Here is an 18,598-nt window from a genome sequence, read left to right as displayed (position 1 = left end):
GGTGCGTCAACGCAAGGGGTCGTTTTCGGTGAATAGGGGTCGTAAATGCGCAGGTTATTCCCAGGCGCCCAAATCCAGGCAGCGTGCGGTCGCCGGCGGCTGTTTGCCATAAGCGAGAAAATCCCCTAGCCAGCGGCTCACACAGCCGTCAGCGCCTGCGTGTGCCGACTCCTTGAGCAAGAGCTGCTCGACACCAGCGGCGAGCGCTTCGCCAGGCTCGGTATTGATCAGCACCATGCGCCCGACGCGCTCGGGAAACAGCGTGCCATAGCGGTTGCCCAGGCGCGTGGCCGCGGCGTTGCCCAGGTAGTTGAGGCGCGCCTCGCCCAATTGCCCGCGCACGTACTCCATGTCCCGGGCGGCCTGTTCCACGGCATTGCCCTGGCGCAGGTCGCGGGTGCTCAGCTCGATCACGTCGTAGCGGTCGACCAGGGTGCGATAGGCGGTGGTGGCAAGCGACTCCCAGCGGCTGGCCAAGTGAAGGACGAAAGGTGCGCCTTTGACCCGCTGGGGGTCGCCGGCCTGGATGAACACCACGCCTTCACGGTTGAGCGGCTGCCGTGCGCCTACCCGTGTCACGCTCAGGCGAATGCGGCCGCGCTGGGGGGCGGCATGGTCGCGGGGCACGCTGACCAGGCCGCATTGGGTGCGGCCAACCACTTCGGGGTCCAGGCGCGCTGTTGCAGTGAGTGGGCAGTCCAGCAACCAGTCGATCGCGGTGGGGGCGATCAAGGGCTCGGCCAACGCCAGGTTTGGTATCAGCCAAAAGCCGATGCAGGCCAGGCCGTTTACAAAAGCGCTGGGTTTCATCATGAGGTCCTGGGCATCCGTGTGATAACGGCTTTTTTACCAAGGACCTTGGGGTGGAAAATGTAAGGTGAAGAAACAACTCGTGTAAGAAATATGAGTTTCGTTTATCAGATATCGGTGTTCCAGCCACCGCCCAATGCCTTGTACAGGGCGATGCTGGCTTGCAGGCGCGACAGGCGCAGTAGCACGTTCTGGTCTTGGGCGTCGTACAGGGTGCGCTGGGTTTGCAGTACCGTGAGCAGGTCTTCGGCGCCGGCTTCATAGCGGCTTTGGGCAATCTGGAAGGCGGCCTGCGCCTGTTGCAGCTCTTCGGTTTGCCACTGGCGTTGCTGGTCCAGGCGGGTGATGCTGCTGAGGGCTTTTTCCACATCGGCAAAGCCGTTGATGATCGCCCCACGGTAGGTTTGCAGCAGTTCATCCTGGCGTGCCCGAGCCTTGTCGCGCTCGGCGCTCAGCCGGCCATTATTGAAAATCGGCGCCATCAGGCCCGAGGTCAGGGTGTAGAAGGGACTGCGCAGGATCTCTTCAGCCTTGGACGCGCCTGAGCCGAGCGTTGCGCCCAACGTCACCGTCGGTAGCATGGCCGCACGGGCCACCGTGACGTCGGCGCTGGCCGCCGCCAACTGGGCCTCGGCCTGGGCGAGGTCGGGGCGCCGGCTCAATAACTGGCTGGGCACGCCAGGCCCGATACTTGGCCAGGTCAATGCCTGAAAGGGTTCTGTGCCTAGCTCCAGGGCCTGCACGGGTTGGCCGAGCAAGGCGGCGAGGGTGATCTGCGATTCTTCGGCCGATTGCTCGATCAGCGGCAGTTGCCGTTGCTGACCGGCCACCAGGCTTTTCTGTTGTGCCAGTTCCAGGGCCGTGGCGGAACCTGCGTCGTGGCGGGTCTGCACCAGGTTCAGCACATTGCGCGCATTCGCCAGGTTGAGCTCGGCAATCTGCAGGCGCTGGCGTGCGGCCAGGGTTTGCGCGTAGCGGTCGGCGACGTTGCTGAGCAGGGTCAGCTCCACATTGGCCTGATCGAACTCACTGGCGTGCAAGCTGTGCACGGCGCTGTCGCGGGCAGCGGCGCGGCCACCCCAGAAGTCGATTTCGTAGCTGGCCGTGAGGTTGGCGTCATAGTTGTTGACAGTCCTGTCGCTCTCGGTGGCGTCCAGCTCCGAGTTGCCGCTGCCGCGCAACAGCCGTTGACGGCTGGCGCTGAGGTTGAACTTCAGTTCCGGCAACAACGGTGCACCGGCAATTACCGCCGTGGCCTGGGCCTGGCGGACACGCGCCATGGCCGCCGCCACGTCGAAGCTGTCACGGCGGGCCTGGTCGATCAGGCGGTTCAGCGCCGGGCTGCCAAACTGCGTCCACCAACGTTGGTTGATGGCTTGGGTCGCTTCGCGTTCGGCAAAATGCCAGGCGGCGGGCGCAGCAAGGCCACTGTCGATGGCGGGCGGGTTAGTGCCGCAGGCCGTGAGCAACAGGCACACACTGAGCGCTGACAGTTGTGGAGTGAGAGATCGTTTATTCACTGGTCAACGCCTTAACCGGATCAAGCCGGGCAGCTTTACGGGCCGGCATGAAGCCGAATACGACGCCGGTGACCAGCGCACAGCCAAACGCGCCGAGCACCGCCACCAGGGAAAACTGTACCGCCACTTCAGCCAGCACCAGCACGCCGCCTACCAGCAATGCCAGGGCAATACCGAACAGGCCGCCGACCACCGAGAGCATCACCGCCTCGGTGAGAAACTGGCGCAGGATGTCGCGCTGGCGCGCCCCGGTGGCCATGCGGATGCCGATTTCACGGGTGCGTTCGCGCACGGTCATCAACATGATGTTCATCACGCCGATGCCGCCCACCAGCAGGGAAATCGCTGCAATCGAGCCGAGCATCAGCGACAGGGTGTTCTGGGTCCGTGCTTCGGCCTGGATCATCGCTGCGTCGTTGGTCAGGTGGAAGTCGCGTTTGCCGCCGTGCAGCTTTTGCATAAGCTGACTGATGGCTTGCTCGGCCTCTTGCACCTTGCGTGCATCGGCGGCGGCAATGACAACGTATTCGGGATTATAGGTGCCGAACAGGCGCACGCTGGCGGCGGTATAGGGAATGGCGACACGGTCGTCGCTGTCTTGCATCCCGGAGCTGGAGCCTTTTTCCGCCAACACGCCAATCACTTGGAAGGGCACGTTTTCGATCAGGATGTATTGGCCGATGGGGTCTAGCTGGCCTTTGAACAGTTTTTCGCGCACGCGATGGCCGATCACCGCCACCGTGGCCCCGGCGCGTTCGTCGGCTTCGGTAAAGTAGCTACCTTGGGCCACTGGCCAGTTGAAGATATCCGGGAAGTTGGTGTCGTTGCCGCCCACATAGGCCATGTAGTCGACGTTGCCGAAGCGCACGCCGGCGTAGGTGCCGTTCACCGGCATGATGCGCTTGACCTGGGGCAATGTAGCCAATGCCGCCACATCATTGAGGGTCACGATACCTGCCGGTGTGCGCGGGTTAGGCGAAAAGCCGCTCAGATAGATGATGTTGGAGCCGAAGGCCGCCATCTGCGCCATGACCTGACGCTTGCTGCCTTCGCCCACCGCCAGCATCACTACCACCGACGCCACGCCGATGATGATCCCCAGCAGCGTCAGCGCGGTGCGGAAGCGGTTGATCCACATGACCCGCCAGGCTGCCTGCACCGCGTCCAGCAGCTCGGCTTTCCAGGCACCATTGTGTTCGGCACCGTCGGCCAGGCGCTGGCGCAGATCCACGGCTTGCAATGCGTCGCTGCCGACCGTGACGGGCACGTGGGGGGTACTCAACGCCGAATCGCTGATGATCCGGCCGTCGCTGATCTCAATGATGCGGTTGGCATGCGCCGCGACTTCGCGGTCGTGGGTAATGAGGATAACCACATGGCCCTGGCTCGCCAATTCATCCAGCAGCACCATCACCTCGGCACCGCTGTGGCTGTCGAGGGCCCCGGTGGGTTCGTCGGCAAGGATTATATGCCCGCCGTTCATCAACGCCCGGGCAATCGAGACGCGCTGTTGCTGACCACCGGAGAGCTGGTGCGGGCGGTTGTTGGTGCGATCGGCCAGGCCCAGGCGGGTCAGCAGAGCCTTGGCACGGGCATGGCGTTCGGCAGCGCTGATACCCGCATAGATCGCCGGCATCTCAACGTTTTCCTGGGCCGAGCCGGACGGGATCAGGTGGTAGCCCTGGAACACGAAACCAAAGGCTTCGCGGCGCAGCCAGGCCAGTGCGTCGCTGTCCAGGTGCGCGACGTTTTCCCCTGCGAACAGGTAGTCGCCCACGGTGGGGCGGTCGAGGCAGCCGAGGATGTTCATCAGTGTGGATTTGCCGGAGCCGGAGGCGCCGACGATGGCAACGAACTCTCCTGCATGGATCGACAGGTCGATCCCACGCAATACGTCGACCTGCGGGCTGTCGCCGCCGCCGTAGGATTTGCGGATGTTCTTGAGTTCGATCAGTGGCGTGGTCACATCAACCCCCGCTGCCGCTGGCTGGGCCGATCAACAGGTGATCGCCTTCGTCCAGGCCATCCAACACTTCAACCCGCAGGCGGTCACTGATACCCAGCTGTACTTCTCGCTCCTTGATGGCGCCGTTTTTGGTCACGACCCGCGCGATCTGCTTGTCGGTGCCTTGGCTGCCGAGCAGCGCTGCGACCGGGATGGTGAGAGCGTCCCTGGCCTGGCTGGCGACGAAAAACACCTGGGTGGTCATTTCGGCCATTAACGCATTGTCAGCGTTGTCCACATCCAGCAGTACGGTGTATAGCACTACCCGGCCACTGCCGGTTTTGCTGGTACTGCTGGGGCTGCCACTGCCTTGGCTGGTTTCGTTCAGGGGCTTGGGCGGGATCGGCAGGATCTGGCGCACGGTGCTGGTCCAGCGCCGGGTGCCGCCGGCGAGGGTGGTGAAATAGGCGCTCATGCCCGGTTGGACGTGGCCGATATCGGCTTCGGACACTTCGGCCCATACGGTCATCGGCGACAGTTTGGCGATGCGCAGGATCAACGGCGTCTGTTGCTGGGCGTTGAGCGTCTGGCCGACTCGCGCATCTACCGCCACTACGGTGCCGCTCATCGGCGCGTAAATCCGCGTATAGCCCAGTTCGGCCTCGTCACTGCGCAGGCTGGCCTGGGCCTGGCGGATCTGGGCCTTGAACATGTCCACCCGCGCCTGGGTCGCACTCAGTTCGGCCTTGGCGGTTTGCACATCTTCTTCGCGGGTGGCATTCCCGGCGCTCAGGCGCTGCTGGCGCTGATACTTCTGGCGCGCCAGTTCGTGCTGGGCTTTTTGTTCCTGCAACTGGGCCTCGAGGTTTTCGATGGCGTAGCGGCTGGCGTCGAGTTTGGCCTGCTGCGTGGCAGGGTCGATCTCTACCAGTAGCTGGCCTTGCGTGACCTGGTCACCGGCCTCGACATGGATCTTGCGAATCTGTCCGGAGGCCTGGGCGCCGACGTCTACGTAGCGTCGCGGTTGCAGGGTGCCCAGGGCGGTGACACTGCTCTCAATGTCGCCGCGCACGACAGTGACCGTGGGCAAGCTATCTCGACCTGGCGGCAACAGCTGCCAGGCTGCCACTGCAAGGAGGGGGATCAGGCACACCACAGCAAGCAGGGCGAGGCGGGCGGGGCGAGGGCGTTTCATGCTTTGGTTCCAGCCAGGGAAAGGGGGCCGAGTGGCGAAGAGCTGACTGTTATACGAGAAAATTGCGCGAATATTTAGGCGTTTACATACGCAGTAACAGCTGCGTCGGCGAAAAAAACCATACGTGGGAGCAAGACTTCTTTAAAAGTAGATGAGAATTACTATAAATTGCACGTACTCAAACTGCCATCATCGATGGCTGTCTGTTGGGAGCAAGTTCGCTCGCGAAAACGTCAACGATAACGCGTGCATCCAGATAAAACGATGTGCCCTCAGGTTCTTGGCGAGCAAGCACGCTCCTACAGGATCAACACCACCGGGAGGTGCTCAGGAGTCATGTTGGAAAACTACTATCGCGAGCTGGTGTGTTTCCTGAACGCCAAGCTGGGTAACCGCCAGGTGGCCGAAGATGTGGTGCATGACGCCTATGTGCGGGTGCTGGAGCGCGTAAGCGATACGCCAATCGAGCAGCCTCGCGCGTTTCTTTACCGCACGGCACTGAACCTGGTGATCGACGGCCATCGGCGTAATGCCTTGCGTCAGTCCGAGCCTCTTGAGGTGCTGGACAGCGAAGAGCGCTTCGCCGCCTGTTCCCCCCACACCAGCCACCACCAGGGCCAGCGCCTGGAGATGCTCGAGCGCGCCTTGGCCGAGTTGCCGGCGGCCTGTCGCGACAGTTTCCTGTTGCGCAAACTCGAAGGCCTGTCCCACGTGCAAATCGCCGAACGCCTGTGCATTTCCCGCAGCCTGGTGGAAAAACACATCGTCAATGCGATGAAGCACTGCCGGGTGCGCATGCGCGAGTGGGAAGCGCACTGATCGGCTGTTAGTTAAATTTTATTTCACTGTCCTCGTTTCCTATCAACACACGGCCTGTTGTTCAGGCCATGAAGGTATTCCCGCCCCACCGCCATGGGGCTTATCCAGAGGACACTGGAATGACACAGGCAATTGCTTCGCCCGCGGTTCATGACCTGATCGGGATCGGTTTCGGCCCTTCGAACCTGGCGCTGGCCATCGCCCTGCAGGAGCGTGAAAAGGCCCAGGGCAAGCTGGACGTGCTGTTTCTCGACAAACAAGCCGACTACCGCTGGCACGGCAATACCCTGGTGACCCAGAGCGAACTGCAGATTTCCTTCCTCAAGGACCTGGTGACCCTGCGCAACCCCACCAGCCCGTACTCCTTCGTCAACTACCTCAAGGCCCACGAACGCCTGGTGGACTTCATCAACCTGGGCACCTTCTATCCCTGCCGCATGGAGTACAACGACTACCTGCGCTGGGTGGCGGGGCAGTTCCAGGCCCAGGCCAACTACGGCGAGGAAGTGCTGGCCATCGAGCCGATCCTGCATCAGCAGCAGGTCGAGGCGTTGCGCGTGATCTCCCGTGATGCCCAGGGCGAGCAGCATGTGCGCACCACCCGTTCGGTGGTGGTCAGCGCCGGCGGCACACCGCGCATCCCCGAGGCATTCAAGGCGCTCAAGGGCGATAGCCGGGTGTTTCACCATTCCCAGTACCTGGAGCGCATGGCCAGCCAGCCGTGCGTAGACGGCAAGCCGATGCGCATCGCCGTGATCGGCGGTGGCCAGAGCGCGGCCGAAGCCTTTATCGACCTCAATGACAGCTTCCCGTCGGTGCAGGTCGACATGATCCTGCGCGGCTCGGCGCTCAAGCCGGCCGACGACAGCCCGTTCGTCAACGAAGTGTTCTCGCCGGCCTTTACTGACCTGGTGTTCCAGCAAGTCGGTGCCGAGCGTGAGCGTTTGGTCGCCGAGTACCAGAACACCAACTACTCGGTGGTGGACCTGGACCTGATCGAGCGCATCTACGGGATTTTCTACCGCCAGAAAGTCTCCGGCATCGCCCGCCAGGCGTTCCGCACCCTGACCGTAGTGGAGAAGGCCACCGCCGGCCCGCTGGGCATCGAACTGGCCCTGCGCAATACCGCCACCGGCGAAACCAGCCTCAACCATTACGACGCGGTAATCCTGGCCACCGGCTACGAGCGCCAGATGCACCGTGAACTGCTGGCGCCGCTGCAAGCCTACATGGGCGACTTTGAAGTGGCCCGCGACTACCGCATCGTCACCGACGAGCGCTGCAAGGCTGGCATCTACATCCAGGGCTTCAGCCAGGCCAGCCATGGCTTGAGCGATACCTTGCTGTCGGTGTTGCCGATTCGGGCGGATGAGATTGCGGCGTCGTTGTATGCGCTGGACCATCACCGTGGCAAGGCGCGTTCGGTGCAGGACCTGCTCCTGGCCACCGCCAGCTGACCGATCCGCTTATTGTGGCCAGAGCTTGCTCCTACAGACGGCACTTGTGACAAAGTGTGGCTATTGGTACTGTACAAAAAACCAGTATCGGTAGCCCCCCATGCAGTTGATCGAAAAACTCAGCATCCTCGCCGACGCCGCCAAGTACGACGCGTCCTGCGCCAGCAGTGGCGCGCCCAAGCGCAGTTCCGAGGGCAAGGCGGGGCTGGGTTCCACCAATGGCATGGGCATCTGCCACAGCTACACGCCCGATGGCCGTTGCGTGTCGTTGCTCAAGGTGTTGCTCACCAACTTCTGCCTCTACGACTGCCAATACTGCGTCAACCGCCGCTCCAGCGACGTGCCCCGTGCGCGCTTCAGCCCGGAGGAGGTGGTCACCCTGACCCTGGATTTCTACAAGCGCAATTGCGTCAGTGGGCTGTTCCTCAGTTCCGGCATCATCCGTTCGTCGGACTACACCATGGAGCAACTGGTGCGGGTCGCCAAACTGCTGCGCGAAGAGCATGACTTTCGCGGTTATATCCACCTCAAGACCATCCCCGATGCCGACCCGGCCCTGATCGCCGAGGCTGGCCGTTATGCCGATCGCCTCAGCGTGAATATCGAACTGCCCACCGACGCCAGCCTGCAAACCCTGGCGCCCGAGAAGCAGATCGGCTCGATCAAGCAGGCCATGCAGACCATCTACACCGGCGAACAGACGGTGCTCAACGAACCCCGCGCGCCACGTTTCGCCCCGGCCGGGCAGAGCACGCAGATGATCGTCGGCGCCGACGACACCGACGACAGCACCATCCTGCACGGTGCCGAGGCGTTGTACGGTAATTTCAAGCTGCGCCGCGTGTATTACTCGGCGTTCAGCCCCATCCCCAACAGCCCGAAAAGCGTACCCCTGGCCGCGCCGCCCTTGATGCGCGAGCACCGCTTGTACCAGGCTGATTTCCTGCTGCGCAGCTACGGTTTCAGCGCCAATGAGCTGTTCGCCGGCCCCGGTGACCTGGCACTGGATATCGACCCCAAGCTGGCGTGGGCCCTGGAGCATCGCGAGGTGTTCCCCCTGGACCTCAACCGCGCCGAGCCGACCCTGATCGCACGTATCCCCGGCATCGGCCTGCGCACCACCCAGCGCCTGGTCGACCTGCGCCGTGAGCGCAAGATCCGCTTCGAAGACCTGGCGCGCATGCGCTGCGTGCTGGCCAAGGCCAAGCCGTTTTTCATCACCAGCGACTACCACCCGCAGCAGGCCGACAGCACCAGTGTGTTGTTGCGCGAACAATTGCGGGACCGTCCGCAGCCGCAACAGATGGGGTTGTGGGGATGATCAGCCTGGAGTGCGACAACCTGTTCAGCACCTGGCGCGAACAGGCCCGCTGGTTGCTCAGCCATCAGGTCGACCCCAGCCAGGTCAGCTGGGGCGAGGCGCAGGCGGCGGACCTGTTCGCTACCGATGAACCTATCCCACCAGGGATGGGGCCGTTTCAGGCGCGCATACCCAAGGCGTTGTTGCAATTGTTGGAGTCCGCTGCCTGTTATCAAGGTGATCAGCGCTGGAGCCTGTTGTATGAAGTGCTATGGCGGGTCAGCCACGGTGATCGCACGGCCATGCTGGCAGGTGACAAGCTTGGCAGCGAGTTGCAGCGGCGCATCAAGCAAGTCAGCCGGGAGGCCCACCACTTGCACGCGTTTGTGCGCTTCATCGCGCTGCCGGCCGAGGCAGGGCCGGAACTGCCGGAGTACGTGGCCTGGCATGAGCCGGCCCATGACATTCTCAAGAGCGCCAGCGAGCATTTTATCGGGCGCATGGGCCGCCATCGCTGGATGATCGCCACGCCCCTGGACGGGGTCTATTACGACGGCGAGCAATTGATTCATCAGCGCCAGTGCCCCGAGGCCTGGCAGCAACTGGCGCAGAATGTTGAAGATCCCCACAGCGCCATGTGGCTGACCTACTACAGCCACATCTTCAACCCGGCACGCTTGAACCCTAAGGTGATGGAAGGGCATTTGCCCAGCCGCTTCTGGAAGAATTTGCCGGAGGGCAAGTTGATTCCAGGGTTGATCAGCGAGGCGCGTACGGGCAAGCAGAAGGATGGGCAGGCGAAGCTGGTGGGGGCCAAGCCAGGCAAAAGAATTGCAAACCCGGTCAATGTGGGAGCTGGCTTGCCTGCGATAGCGGTCGACCCGTCAGATGTGGGGTGACTGATTGATCGTTCCCACGCTCTGCGTGGGAATGCCACCCTGGACGCTCCGCGTCTGCTCTTGAAGTTGTGACGCGGAGCGTCATTGGATGCATTCCCACGCAGAGCGTGGGAACGAGCCAGCTGGATCAGGCCAGTTCGGTCGCGGTGTTCTTGACCACCGCCAACTCCGGATGCGCCACCAGCTTATCAATGTGCAACTCATCATTGTTCAACCAGGTCTCGGTCAGCACCCGGTAATGTTCCATATCCCGGCAGCGCATGCGCAGGCTGTAGTCGAACGGCCCGCTGATCAACTGGCATTCGAATACCTGCGGGCAGGCTTTCACGCAGGCTTCGAAGGCCTTTTGCGCCGAGCGCCCGCTTTGGTTGGACAGGGCCACCAGCACCAGCAGCGACAGCCCCGGTGAGACCATCTGCACATCGATGATCGCCCCATACCCACGGATCACCCCGCGTCGTTCCAGCTTGCGCACCCGTTCCAGGCAGGGCCTGGGGGTGAGGTGCACCAGCGACGAGAGCTTTTCGTAGGTAATACGCCCCTGATGCCTGAGTACGTCGATGATCGCTTCGTCGATGCGATCCAGCGTAGGGGAAGAATGGGGTCCGTGGGCCTTGGTATCCATGAGTTCACTTCAAACGGTTGGAAAGAAATTGCTGCAAGCGTTCGCTGGTGGGATGGTCGAGGATCTCGGCGCCGCCGTGTTCTTCGACTCGGCCCTGGTGCAGGAACAGCACTTGGCTGGACACCTGGCGGGCAAAGCCCATTTCGTGGGTGACCATCAGCATGGTACGACCTTCCTCGGCCAACGTCTGTATGACTTTGAGCACTTCTCCTACAAGTTCCGGGTCCAGGGCCGAGGTGGGTTCATCGAACAGGATAATCTCCGGTTCCATTGCCAGCGCCCGCGCAATGGCCACGCGCTGCTGCTGGCCACCGGACAGGAACGCCGGGTATTGGTCCGCCACGCGGCTCGGCAGGCCGACCTTGTCCAGGTACAGCCGCGCACGTTTCTCGGCTTCGGCGGCGCTCACGTTCAGCACCCGGCGCGGGGCCATGGTGATGTTTTCCAGCACGGTCATGTGGCTCCACAGGTTGAAGTGCTGGAACACCATGGCCAGGCGCGTGCGCAGGTTTTGCAGTTGCGCCTGGTGCGGCGCACGGGTGCCGGCGCGGCCTGGTTGCATTTCGATGCTGATGCCGTCCAGGGTGATCACCCCGGCGTCAGGCTGTTCCAGAAAGTTGATGCACCGCAGCATCGTGCTTTTGCCCGAGCCGCTGGCGCCGATCAAGCTGATCACATCGCCCTGGCGTGCGTTGAGGGACACGCCCTTGAGCACTTCGTGTTCGCCGTAGCGTTTATGGATACCTTCGACTTGCAGCTTGATGGCCGCCGTGGCGGTTTTGCCGACGGGTATATCCATTGGATAAGCGGCCAGGGCCTGCGCGGACTGATTCATGGGTTAGCCTCGGGTAGGAACAAGAAAGCGCATCCAGCGACGTTCGGCCAGCCTGAACAGGCCCACCAGTGCAAAGGACAGCAGCATGTAGAGCAGGGCGGCGATGCCGAAGGCCTGGAAGGTCAGGAACGTCTCGGCATTGGCATCGCGGGCGACCTTGAGGATGTCGGCGACGGTGGCGGTAAACGCCAGTGACGTGGCGTGCAGCATCAGGATCATTTCATTGCTGTAGGCCGGCAGGGCGCGACGCAATGCGGCGGGCACGATCACAAACAGGTTCAGCCGCCAGCCGTGCAGGCCATAGGCGCGTGCCGCTTCGATCTCGCCATGGGGAATGTTGCGGATTGCCCCGGCGAAGATTTCCACGGTGTAGGCGCAGGTGTTGAGCACAAACGCCAACAGTGTGCAGTTCAGCGCATTGCGGAAAAACTGGTTGAGCAGGGCGTTGTCCTGCACCACTTCCAGGCTGTACAGCCCGGTGTAGCAAATCAGCAGTTGGATATACAGGGGCGTGCCACGGAACAGGTAGGTGTAAACCTCCACCGGCCAGCGCAGCCAGAAATGCTCTGAGACGCGTGCCAGCGCCAGGGGGATCGACAGGCCAAAGCCGAGCACCACCGAGATAATGAACAGCCACAAGGTCATGGCGACACCGGACAGGCCGCTGCCATCGCTGAACAGATAGGCCAGGCCGTATTGCTGGAACAGTTCGATCATCGCGCCATCCCCTTGATGCCCAGGTTATAGCGCCGTTCCAGGCGCTTGAAGATGCGGTTGGAGAGGGTGGTAATCACCAGGTACACCAGGCCCGCGAGGATCAGGAAGTACAGCGGCTCGCTGGTGGACTTGCCGGCGTTCTGCGCGGCCTTGACCAGGTCTGACAGGCCGATGATGGACACCAGCGCCGTGGACTTGAGCAGCACCAGCCAGTTATTTCCCAGGCCAGGCAGGGCAAAGCGCATCAGTTGCGGGAACAGCACCAGGTGAAAGCGCTGCCAGCGGCTCAGGCCGTAGGCGGTGGCGGCTTCCAGTTGGCCCGCCGGCACACTGAGGATCGCACCCCGGAAGTTCTCGGTGAAATACGCACCGTAGATAAAGCCCAGGGTGATCACCCCGGCGGTAAACGGGTCGATTTCAACGTAGTCCCAGCCGAACGCTTCGGTCAGGTCGTTGAGCCACAGTTGCAGGCTGTAGAAGATCAACAGGATCAGCACCAGGTCCGGCACGCTGCGGATCAACGTGGTGTAGAGCGTGGCCGGCACGCGCAGCCATTTGGCGCTGGAGAGTTTGGCGCCAGCGGCGACCAGGCCCAGCGTAAGGCTCAGAGCCAGGGCGAGGAACGCCAGCTTGAGCGTCATCCAGGCACCCTGGGCCAGCATGGGGCCGTAGCCTTGCAGGTTGAGGAGGTCGTTCATGGGGAAGATCTCGAAGGAGTGCACGGATTTACTGTGGGAGCTGGCTTGTTGTGGCGAGGGAGCTTGCTCCCGTTCGACAGCGCAGCTGGCGCCGGCTTTTTGGGGGCGCTTCGCACCCCAGCGGGAGCTAGCTCCCTCGTCACAACAAGCCCGCTCCCACAGGGGCACGGGTTGCCGGTTACTCGTTGTAGATGTCCTGATCGCCAAAGTATTTCTTCTGGATCTGTGCGTAAGTGCCATCGGCCTGGACGGCGGCGATGCCCTTGTTGATCAGCTCACGCAACGCCTGGTCGTTTTTGCGCAGGCCCATGGCGATGTCCAGAGGCAGGGTCGGGTCCTTGAAGGCCGGGCCGGTCTTGAAGTCGGCGCCTTCGGGCTTGGACAGGAAGTTGAGCTGGGCTTCGAGCTTGTCCGTCAGGGTGGCGTCGAGGCGGCCGTTTTGCAGGTCGGCGTAGTTCTGTTCCTGGGACTGGTATGCCTTGATCTGTGCACCGAGCTTGGCCAGGTGTGCGCGGGCATAGGCTTCCTGCAACGAGCCTTGCAGCACGCCAACGTGCTTGCCGTTCAGCGACTCGGGGGTGTCACCGAAGGTGGCGTTTTTGCGGGTGATCACCGAGGTGGGGCTGAGGAACAGGCGGTCGGTGAAGTCGATGACTTTCTCACGAGCCGGGGTCACGGCCATGGAGGACATGATCGCGTCGAACTTGCGCGCACGCAGGGCCGGGATCATGCCGTCGAATTCGTTGTGCACCCAGGTGCATTTCACTTCGAGCTTGGCGCAGATAGCGTTGCCCAGTTCGATATCGAACCCTTGCAGGCTGCCGTCGGCGGCGACAGATTCGAAGGGCGGGTATTCGGGGAACACGCCAAACCGGATTTCTTTCCAGTCCTGGGCGTGGGCAGCAGTGGCGCACAGTGGCAACAGCAACGCAGCGAAGAGTGATCGCAGAGGAGTCATGTGTCGGTCCCTATATTTTGTAATTGATGTCAGGGGCAGTGAATAACTGGGAGCAGAGAATGCTTCATGGTGGTGCGTTTTTTGTGTCGTTTACCCCCTGCGCAAAGCGCAAATTGCGCTGTTAAAACAAGCAATGCAGCGGAATCGGCTGTGGCACCGGCAAAATCGGCTTTTAACCCACTAGAATCTGGCCTGCCCTGGTCGCAAAGCGGCAGGCCAGAGCGGTTTCAGGCGCGCTTTTTATGCTGTACCACAGGTTGCTGGGCCAGGCGTGCGAACAGGTTTTTCGGGTCGGCCAGGTCCGGCACCAGCTCCAGCTCGCTGCCCACATCCAAGGCTTTGGCCACGTCCAATACATAGCGCAGGGCCGAGTAGTCTTCGATGGCAAAACCCACCGAGTCGAACAGGGTAATTTGGCGGTCATTTTCGCGGCCCGGCTGTTGGCCGTTGATCACTTGCCACAGCTCGGTGACCGGCGAATCTTCCGGCATATGCTGGATTTCACCTTCGATGCGGCTTTGCGGTTCGTACTCGACGATCACCCGAGCGCGCTCGACGATGCGGCGGTCCAGCTCGGTCTTGCCCGGGCAGTCACCGCCCACGGCATTGAGGTGCATGCCTGGCTCGATCATCTCGTCAGTCAGGATGGTGGCGTAGGCTTTGTCCGCAGTCACGGTGGTGACAATGTCCGCGCCTTTGACTGCCTCGGCGACGCTGGCGGCCAGGATCACCTTGATCGCCGGGAACGCCTTGAGGTTGGCGGCGAGCTTGGCGGTGGCCTGGGGGTCGATGTCGAACAGGCGGATTTCAGTAATACCGAGCATGGCGTGGAAGGCCAGGGCCTGGAATTCGCTTTGGCAGCCGTTGCCGATCAGCGCCATGCTGCGGCTGTTGGCGCGGGCCAGGTAGCGGGCGACCAGGGCCGAGGTGGCGGCGGTGCGGATCGCAGTGGTCAGGGTCATTTCCGCCAGCAGCACCGGTTTACCGGTGTCGACGTCGCCCAAGGCACCGAACGCCATCACGGTGAGCATGCCGGCCAGGGTGTTTTTCGGGTGGCCGTTGACGTACTTGAAGGCGTACAGCGAGGCGTCGGACACCGGCATCAGCTCGATCACCCCATCCGGTGAATGGTTGGCCAGGCGCGCGCATTTCTCGAAATCCTGCCAGCGCAGGTAGTCGGCGCGAATGTAGTCGGCCATTTCGGTGATGCAGGTTTGCAGGCCTTTTTGCGAAACCAGGTAGCTGAGGTCGTTGACGTCGATGTAACGGGTCATGGCAAGACTCCTTATTGAAATGAGTGGCGGGCCGGCAGATGCACTTCGGCCAGCATGCAGCGGGCACTGCCGCCGCCGATGCGTTCGATGTTGTCGATATTTACCACCACCGGCCGCGTATGGCGTTCCACATGCTGACGCTGCGCCGGATGCAGGGCGCCCCAGGCACTGGCGGACATCACCAGCAACGGCTGGCCGTCCCGGTCGTGGACCTCCAGCATGTTGCCGGCGAAGGCTTCCAGCTGGTCGAAGTCCAGGCTGAGGATGTCTTTGCCGGTATCACGCAGGGAGCGTTCCAGGGCCAGGCGTTCGCGGTCGTCGGGCAGGGCCTGCAGGCACACCACCGCGAGGTCGCGGCCAACGCTCATCATCACGTTGCTGTGGTAGATGGGTGCCTGGTGGCGGTCCAGGGCGTGGAACACGCAGAGTTGGTAGTCGAGGCGTTCGGCAAACTGGCGCAGGGCCGCGTGGTGGGTGCGCCCCGAATGGCAGGCGTAGCTGATGCGGTGCTGGCGGTCGAGTACCATGCTGCCGGTGCCTTCCAGGAAGATGTTCTGTTGTTCCAGGTGGCTGAGATCGATGGTGGTGTTGATCGCAAAGCGCTGCTCCAAAACTTGCAGCACGCCCTTGTTGCGCTCCAGTCGGCGGTTCTGGCCTTCCATGGGGTAGAGCACCAGGCTGCCGTCGGCATGGCTGCTCCACCAGTTGTTGGGGAAGATCGAGTCGGGCGTGTGAGGCGCCGGCGTGTCCTGCACCACCAGCACCTCCACGCCGTGCTGGCGCAAGGTGTCGACATAACCGTCGAACTCCTCCAGCGCTTTGTGCTGTGCACTGAGCGGGTCCAGCGGCGGGCGTTGGAAACGGTTGTTGATCGCGGTATCCGGGTTGAAGGCAAAGCGCGCCGGGCGGATCATCAGGACGGTATTGGTGGTTTGCATGGGGGCACGGGTCCGTTGGGGATCTTGTGCCGCTATTGTGTGCGTTGCGGGGAAAGGATCCCGGCTGAAACGGCGGGGTGGTTCAGCCAAGAAAGCTGAAAACGGGAGTGGCGCAGCCGAATCGGCTGCCAGATTGAAATACGATCAAACTGTGGGAACTGGCTTGCCTGTGATAGCGGTGTGTCAGCCCCATTCATCTGGCTGGCCCACCGCTATCGCAGGCAAGCCAGCTCCCACATTGGTATTGTGGTGATTGTTATCGCTGTGTCAGCCAGGAGGAACCATGTCTACCGCTGTTCGCCTTGCCCAACCTTCCGATGCCGAAGGTATCAGCCACGTCATCCTGGCTGCGCTGCACAGCAGCAACGCACGTGATTACCCCGCGGATGTGATTGCGCGGGTTGCCAGCAACTTCACCCCCGACGCTGTGCTGGCATTGCTCCAGCGGCGGGTAGTGTTGGTGGCGACTCAGGATCAACTGATCGTCGCTACGGCCTCACTGGATGGCAATGTGGTGCGCTCGGTGTTCGTCAACCCAGCGCTGCAAGGGCAGGGCATTGGCCGATTGTTGATGATCGAGATCGAACTGCGCGCCCGTGAAGCCGGCGTGACGGTCTTGAGCGTGCCGTCCTCGCTGACGGCGCAAGCCTTCTACGCCAAGTTGGGTTTTCACAACGTGCGTGACGTGTACCACGGCAATGAGCGCACGTTGGTGATGGAAAAAACGCTGTTGTCCCGCCACCCCATAGGGCCTTATCGCGACCGTCAACACCGTGCCCAGGTGATTGAGTTATGGCAGCAGGCGTTTGGCTATGACACCGCGCATAACCTGCCGAGCCTGGCGATTGATAAGAAACTGGCGGTCAACGACGGGTTGTTCTTCGTTGCCACCGACAACAAAGCCGTGATCGGTACCATTCTCGCCGGCTATGACGGGCATCGTGGCTGGTTGTATTCGGTGGCGGTGCATACCGACTATCGGCGCCATGGCCTGGGATCGTCGCTGGTGCGCTATGCCGAACAGGCGTTGACGGCGCTGGGTTGCATGAAGATCAACCTGCAGATCACCGGCGGCAATGACGTGGTGGTGGGGTTTTATGAGGCGTTGGGGTATGGGGTGGAGCCGAGGATCAGTATGGGCAAGAAGATTGGCGAGAATATTGCGCCACGCTCTTGAAGGCGTAGAAACCAGTGTGGGAGCTGGCTTGCCTGCGATAGCGGTGGGCCTTTGATCGTTCCCACGCTCTGCGTGGGAATGCCGCCTGGGATGCTCCGCGTCCCGCCGGACAACAGGTGACGCGGAGCGTCAGGGGATGCATTGCATTCCCACGCGGAGCGTGGGAACGATCATATGCTGACTGACAGTTCGCTATCGCAGGCAAGCCAGCTCCCACAGGGTTTTGTGGTGTCGCTGGCTTTTGTGGCTGTCAGACCTTGACGATCCAACCCGCTGGCGCTTCCACGTCACCGGTCTGCACACCGGTCAGCTCTTTGTAGAGCTTCTGGGTGATCGGGCCGACTTCGGTCTCGCTGTGGAACACATGCAGCTTGCCGTTGTACTGAATGCCGCCGATAGGCGAGATCACCGCAGCGGTACCGCAGGCGCCGGCTTCCTTGAACTGATCCAGCTTGTCGATGAACACTTCGCCCTCGACCACTTCCAGGCCCAGGCGGGTCTGGGCCAGTTCGATCAGCGACAGGCGGGTGATGCCTGGCAATACCGAAGGCGACTTCGGCGTGATGAACTGGTTGTCGTGGGTGATCCCGAAGAAGTTGGCCGAGCCGACTTCTTCGATTTTCGAGTGGGTCATCGGGTCCAGGTAGATCGCGTCGGCGAAACCGGATTTCTTCGCTTCCGAGCCGGGCATCAGGCTGGCGGCGTAGTTGCCACCGACCTTGGCGGCACCGGTGCCTTGCGGCGCGGCGCGGTCGTAGCCGGAGATCTGGAAGTTGTGCGGCACCAGGCCGCCCTTGAAGTAGGCACCGACCGGGATGCAGAACACCGAGAAGATGAACTCCGGCGCGCTACGCACGCCAATGTTGTCTCCGGTGCCGATCACGAACGGGCGCAGGTACAGCGCGCCGCCACTGCCGTACGGCGGGATGAAGCGCTCGTTGGCCTTGACCACTTGTTTGCAGGCGTCGATGAACGCGTCGGTCGGCACTTGTGGCATCAGCAGGCGGCCACAGCTGCGCTGCATGCGGGCGGCGTTCTGGTCCGGGCGGAACAGGTTGATCGAACCGTCCTTGCAACGGTAGGCCTTCAGGCCCTCGAAGCATTGCTGGCCATAATGCAGGGCAGTGGAGCCCTCGCTGATGTGCAGCACATTGTCGTCGGTCAGGGTGCCAGCTTGCCATTCGCCGTTTTTCCAGACCTGGAGAAACCGCTTGTCGGTCTTGATGTAGTCAAAACCCAGCTTGTCCCAATTGATGCTCTCGTTACCCATGACACCCTCTATCTCTGGTCAAGTCGGATTTTTTTTCTGGATGGGCGCAACAATACTGCATTCTTGGCCGGTGTGGGAGGAGGGCGGCGGACCATTCAACCTCTGCATTGGCTGATCCACCGCTATCGCGGGCAAGCCCGACTCCCACATTGGAATGCATT

Annotated in this window: 17 protein-coding genes; 5 read left to right on the top strand and 12 right to left on the bottom strand. The window is 62.1% G+C overall.

All coding sequences use genetic code 11. The annotated features are described in order from the left end of the window. Positions 1-54: 54 nt before the first annotated feature. From GH769_RS14320 to GH769_RS14305, 4 genes are all read right to left on the bottom strand, one after another. Complete coding sequence (locus GH769_RS14320; protein WP_032902363.1) at positions 55-810, bottom strand: proteinase; 756 nt, start codon at positions 808-810, stop codon at positions 55-57. Between the two features lie 107 nt (positions 811-917). Further along, the gene (locus tag GH769_RS14315) at positions 918-2,330 is read right to left on the bottom strand and encodes an efflux transporter outer membrane subunit (protein ID WP_032902362.1); all 1,413 of its coding nucleotides are present in this window, start codon (positions 2,328-2,330) and stop codon (positions 918-920) included. Continuing rightward, the gene (locus GH769_RS14310) at positions 2,323-4,296 is read right to left on the bottom strand and encodes a MacB family efflux pump subunit (protein ID WP_032902361.1); all 1,974 of its coding nucleotides are present in this window, start codon (positions 4,294-4,296) and stop codon (positions 2,323-2,325) included. Before GH769_RS14310 ends, GH769_RS14315 begins: the two co-directional genes overlap by 8 nt. A 1-nt stretch (position 4,297) precedes the next feature. After that, positions 4,298-5,470 carry an efflux RND transporter periplasmic adaptor subunit gene (locus GH769_RS14305; protein WP_032902360.1) on the bottom strand — a complete coding sequence of 391 codons (1,173 nt, stop codon included), beginning with the start codon at positions 5,468-5,470 and terminating at the stop codon, positions 4,298-4,300. A gap of 336 nt (positions 5,471-5,806) precedes the next feature. Here GH769_RS14305 and GH769_RS14300 point away from each other — a divergent pair, with 336 nt between their 5' ends. From GH769_RS14300 to GH769_RS14285, 4 genes are all read left to right on the top strand, one after another. Further along, a complete protein-coding gene (locus GH769_RS14300; protein WP_014719030.1) occupies positions 5,807-6,289 on the top strand; it encodes a sigma-70 family RNA polymerase sigma factor in 483 nt (160 codons plus the stop codon). Between the two features lie 119 nt (positions 6,290-6,408). Then, on the top strand, positions 6,409-7,746 hold the full coding sequence (locus GH769_RS14295) for a lysine N(6)-hydroxylase/L-ornithine N(5)-oxygenase family protein (protein WP_014719029.1): 1,338 nt from the start codon (positions 6,409-6,411) through the stop codon (positions 7,744-7,746). 100 nt (positions 7,747-7,846) lie between these two features. After that, positions 7,847-9,067, top strand: a complete 1,221-nt coding sequence (locus GH769_RS14290; RefSeq protein WP_014719028.1) for a putative DNA modification/repair radical SAM protein — start codon at positions 7,847-7,849, stop codon at positions 9,065-9,067. Continuing rightward, positions 9,064-9,945, top strand: a complete 882-nt coding sequence (locus GH769_RS14285) for a TIGR03915 family putative DNA repair protein (RefSeq protein WP_020301302.1) — start codon at positions 9,064-9,066, stop codon at positions 9,943-9,945. The genes GH769_RS14290 and GH769_RS14285 overlap by 4 nt, the downstream gene beginning before the upstream one ends. A 127-nt stretch (positions 9,946-10,072) precedes the next feature. Here the strand turns inward: GH769_RS14285 and GH769_RS14280 are convergent, their stop codons facing one another. The 7 genes from GH769_RS14280 to ctlX all read right to left on the bottom strand — a co-directional run bounded on the left by GH769_RS14280 (position 10,073) and on the right by ctlX (position 15,990). Next, positions 10,073-10,570, bottom strand: a complete 498-nt coding sequence (locus GH769_RS14280; RefSeq protein ID WP_014719026.1) for an Lrp/AsnC family transcriptional regulator — start codon at positions 10,568-10,570, stop codon at positions 10,073-10,075. A gap of 4 nt (positions 10,571-10,574) precedes the next feature. Beyond that, complete coding sequence (locus GH769_RS14275) at positions 10,575-11,405, bottom strand: ABC transporter ATP-binding protein (protein WP_272949497.1); 831 nt, start codon at positions 11,403-11,405, stop codon at positions 10,575-10,577. A gap of 3 nt (positions 11,406-11,408) precedes the next feature. After that, positions 11,409-12,122 carry an ABC transporter permease gene (locus GH769_RS14270; RefSeq protein ID WP_014719024.1) on the bottom strand — a complete coding sequence of 238 codons (714 nt, stop codon included), beginning with the start codon at positions 12,120-12,122 and terminating at the stop codon, positions 11,409-11,411. Continuing rightward, positions 12,119-12,820, bottom strand: a complete 702-nt coding sequence (locus GH769_RS14265) for an ABC transporter permease (protein WP_014719023.1) — start codon at positions 12,818-12,820, stop codon at positions 12,119-12,121. Before GH769_RS14265 ends, GH769_RS14270 begins: the two co-directional genes overlap by 4 nt. 178 nt (positions 12,821-12,998) lie before the next feature. After that, positions 12,999-13,778 (bottom strand): ABC transporter substrate-binding protein, encoded by a 780-nt coding sequence (locus tag GH769_RS14260; RefSeq protein WP_014719022.1) that lies wholly within the window; start codon positions 13,776-13,778, stop codon positions 12,999-13,001. Positions 13,779-14,005: 227 nt separating this feature from the next. Further along, a complete protein-coding gene (locus GH769_RS14255) occupies positions 14,006-15,052 on the bottom strand; it encodes an ornithine cyclodeaminase (protein ID WP_020301301.1) in 1,047 nt (348 codons plus the stop codon). Positions 15,053-15,063: 11 nt separating this feature from the next. After that, entirely contained in the window at positions 15,064-15,990 is a 927-nt protein-coding gene (gene ctlX / locus GH769_RS14250; RefSeq protein ID WP_032903430.1) for a citrulline utilization hydrolase CtlX, read from the bottom strand. Positions 15,991-16,273: 283 nt separating this feature from the next. Here ctlX and GH769_RS14245 point away from each other — a divergent pair, with 283 nt between their 5' ends. Then, positions 16,274-17,167 carry a GNAT family acetyltransferase gene (locus tag GH769_RS14245; RefSeq protein ID WP_081036837.1) on the top strand — a complete coding sequence of 298 codons (894 nt, stop codon included), beginning with the start codon at positions 16,274-16,276 and terminating at the stop codon, positions 17,165-17,167. Between the two features lie 250 nt (positions 17,168-17,417). On the opposite strand, the gene GH769_RS14240 is transcribed toward GH769_RS14245, so the two are convergent. Further along, positions 17,418-18,437, bottom strand: coding sequence for a branched-chain amino acid aminotransferase (locus tag GH769_RS14240; protein ID WP_032903431.1), 1,020 nt, complete (start codon positions 18,435-18,437; stop codon positions 17,418-17,420). Positions 18,438-18,598 lie beyond the last annotated feature (161 nt).

Origin of the sequence: Pseudomonas sp. CFSAN084952 (assembly GCF_009648855.1) — a bacterium.
GTDB classification, from domain to species: domain Bacteria; phylum Pseudomonadota; class Gammaproteobacteria; order Pseudomonadales; family Pseudomonadaceae; genus Aquipseudomonas; species Aquipseudomonas paracarnis.
The sequence above is the reverse complement of the archived record's forward strand: the minus strand, read 5'-3'. Positions and strand labels throughout refer to the sequence as shown.

What these genes read in the sequence shown, in the direction of transcription:
- GH769_RS14320 (WP_032902363.1), bottom strand. Translation starts at nt 810, where the DNA reads ATGAAACCCAGCGCTTTTGTAAACGGCCTGGCCTGCATCGGCTTTTGG.
- GH769_RS14305 (WP_032902360.1), bottom strand. Translation starts at nt 5,470, where the DNA reads ATGAAACGCCCTCGCCCCGCCCGCCTCGCCCTGCTTGCTGTGGTGTGC.
- GH769_RS14300 (WP_014719030.1), top strand. Translation starts at nt 5,807, where the DNA reads ATGTTGGAAAACTACTATCGCGAGCTGGTGTGTTTCCTGAACGCCAAG.
- GH769_RS14295 (WP_014719029.1), top strand. Translation starts at nt 6,409, where the DNA reads ATGACACAGGCAATTGCTTCGCCCGCGGTTCATGACCTGATCGGGATC.
- GH769_RS14290 (WP_014719028.1), top strand. Translation starts at nt 7,847, where the DNA reads ATGCAGTTGATCGAAAAACTCAGCATCCTCGCCGACGCCGCCAAGTAC.
- GH769_RS14285 (WP_020301302.1), top strand. Translation starts at nt 9,064, where the DNA reads ATGATCAGCCTGGAGTGCGACAACCTGTTCAGCACCTGGCGCGAACAG.
- GH769_RS14280 (WP_014719026.1), bottom strand. Translation starts at nt 10,570, where the DNA reads ATGGATACCAAGGCCCACGGACCCCATTCTTCCCCTACGCTGGATCGC.
- GH769_RS14275 (WP_272949497.1), bottom strand. Translation starts at nt 11,405, where the DNA reads ATGAATCAGTCCGCGCAGGCCCTGGCCGCTTATCCAATGGATATACCC.
- GH769_RS14270 (WP_014719024.1), bottom strand. Translation starts at nt 12,122, where the DNA reads ATGATCGAACTGTTCCAGCAATACGGCCTGGCCTATCTGTTCAGCGAT.
- GH769_RS14265 (WP_014719023.1), bottom strand. Translation starts at nt 12,820, where the DNA reads ATGAACGACCTCCTCAACCTGCAAGGCTACGGCCCCATGCTGGCCCAG.
- GH769_RS14260 (WP_014719022.1), bottom strand. Translation starts at nt 13,778, where the DNA reads ATGACTCCTCTGCGATCACTCTTCGCTGCGTTGCTGTTGCCACTGTGC.
- GH769_RS14255 (WP_020301301.1), bottom strand. Translation starts at nt 15,052, where the DNA reads ATGACCCGTTACATCGACGTCAACGACCTCAGCTACCTGGTTTCGCAA.
- ctlX (WP_032903430.1), bottom strand. Translation starts at nt 15,990, where the DNA reads ATGCAAACCACCAATACCGTCCTGATGATCCGCCCGGCGCGCTTTGCC.
- GH769_RS14245 (WP_081036837.1), top strand. Translation starts at nt 16,274, where the DNA reads ATGTCTACCGCTGTTCGCCTTGCCCAACCTTCCGATGCCGAAGGTATC.
- GH769_RS14240 (WP_032903431.1), bottom strand. Translation starts at nt 18,437, where the DNA reads ATGGGTAACGAGAGCATCAATTGGGACAAGCTGGGTTTTGACTACATC.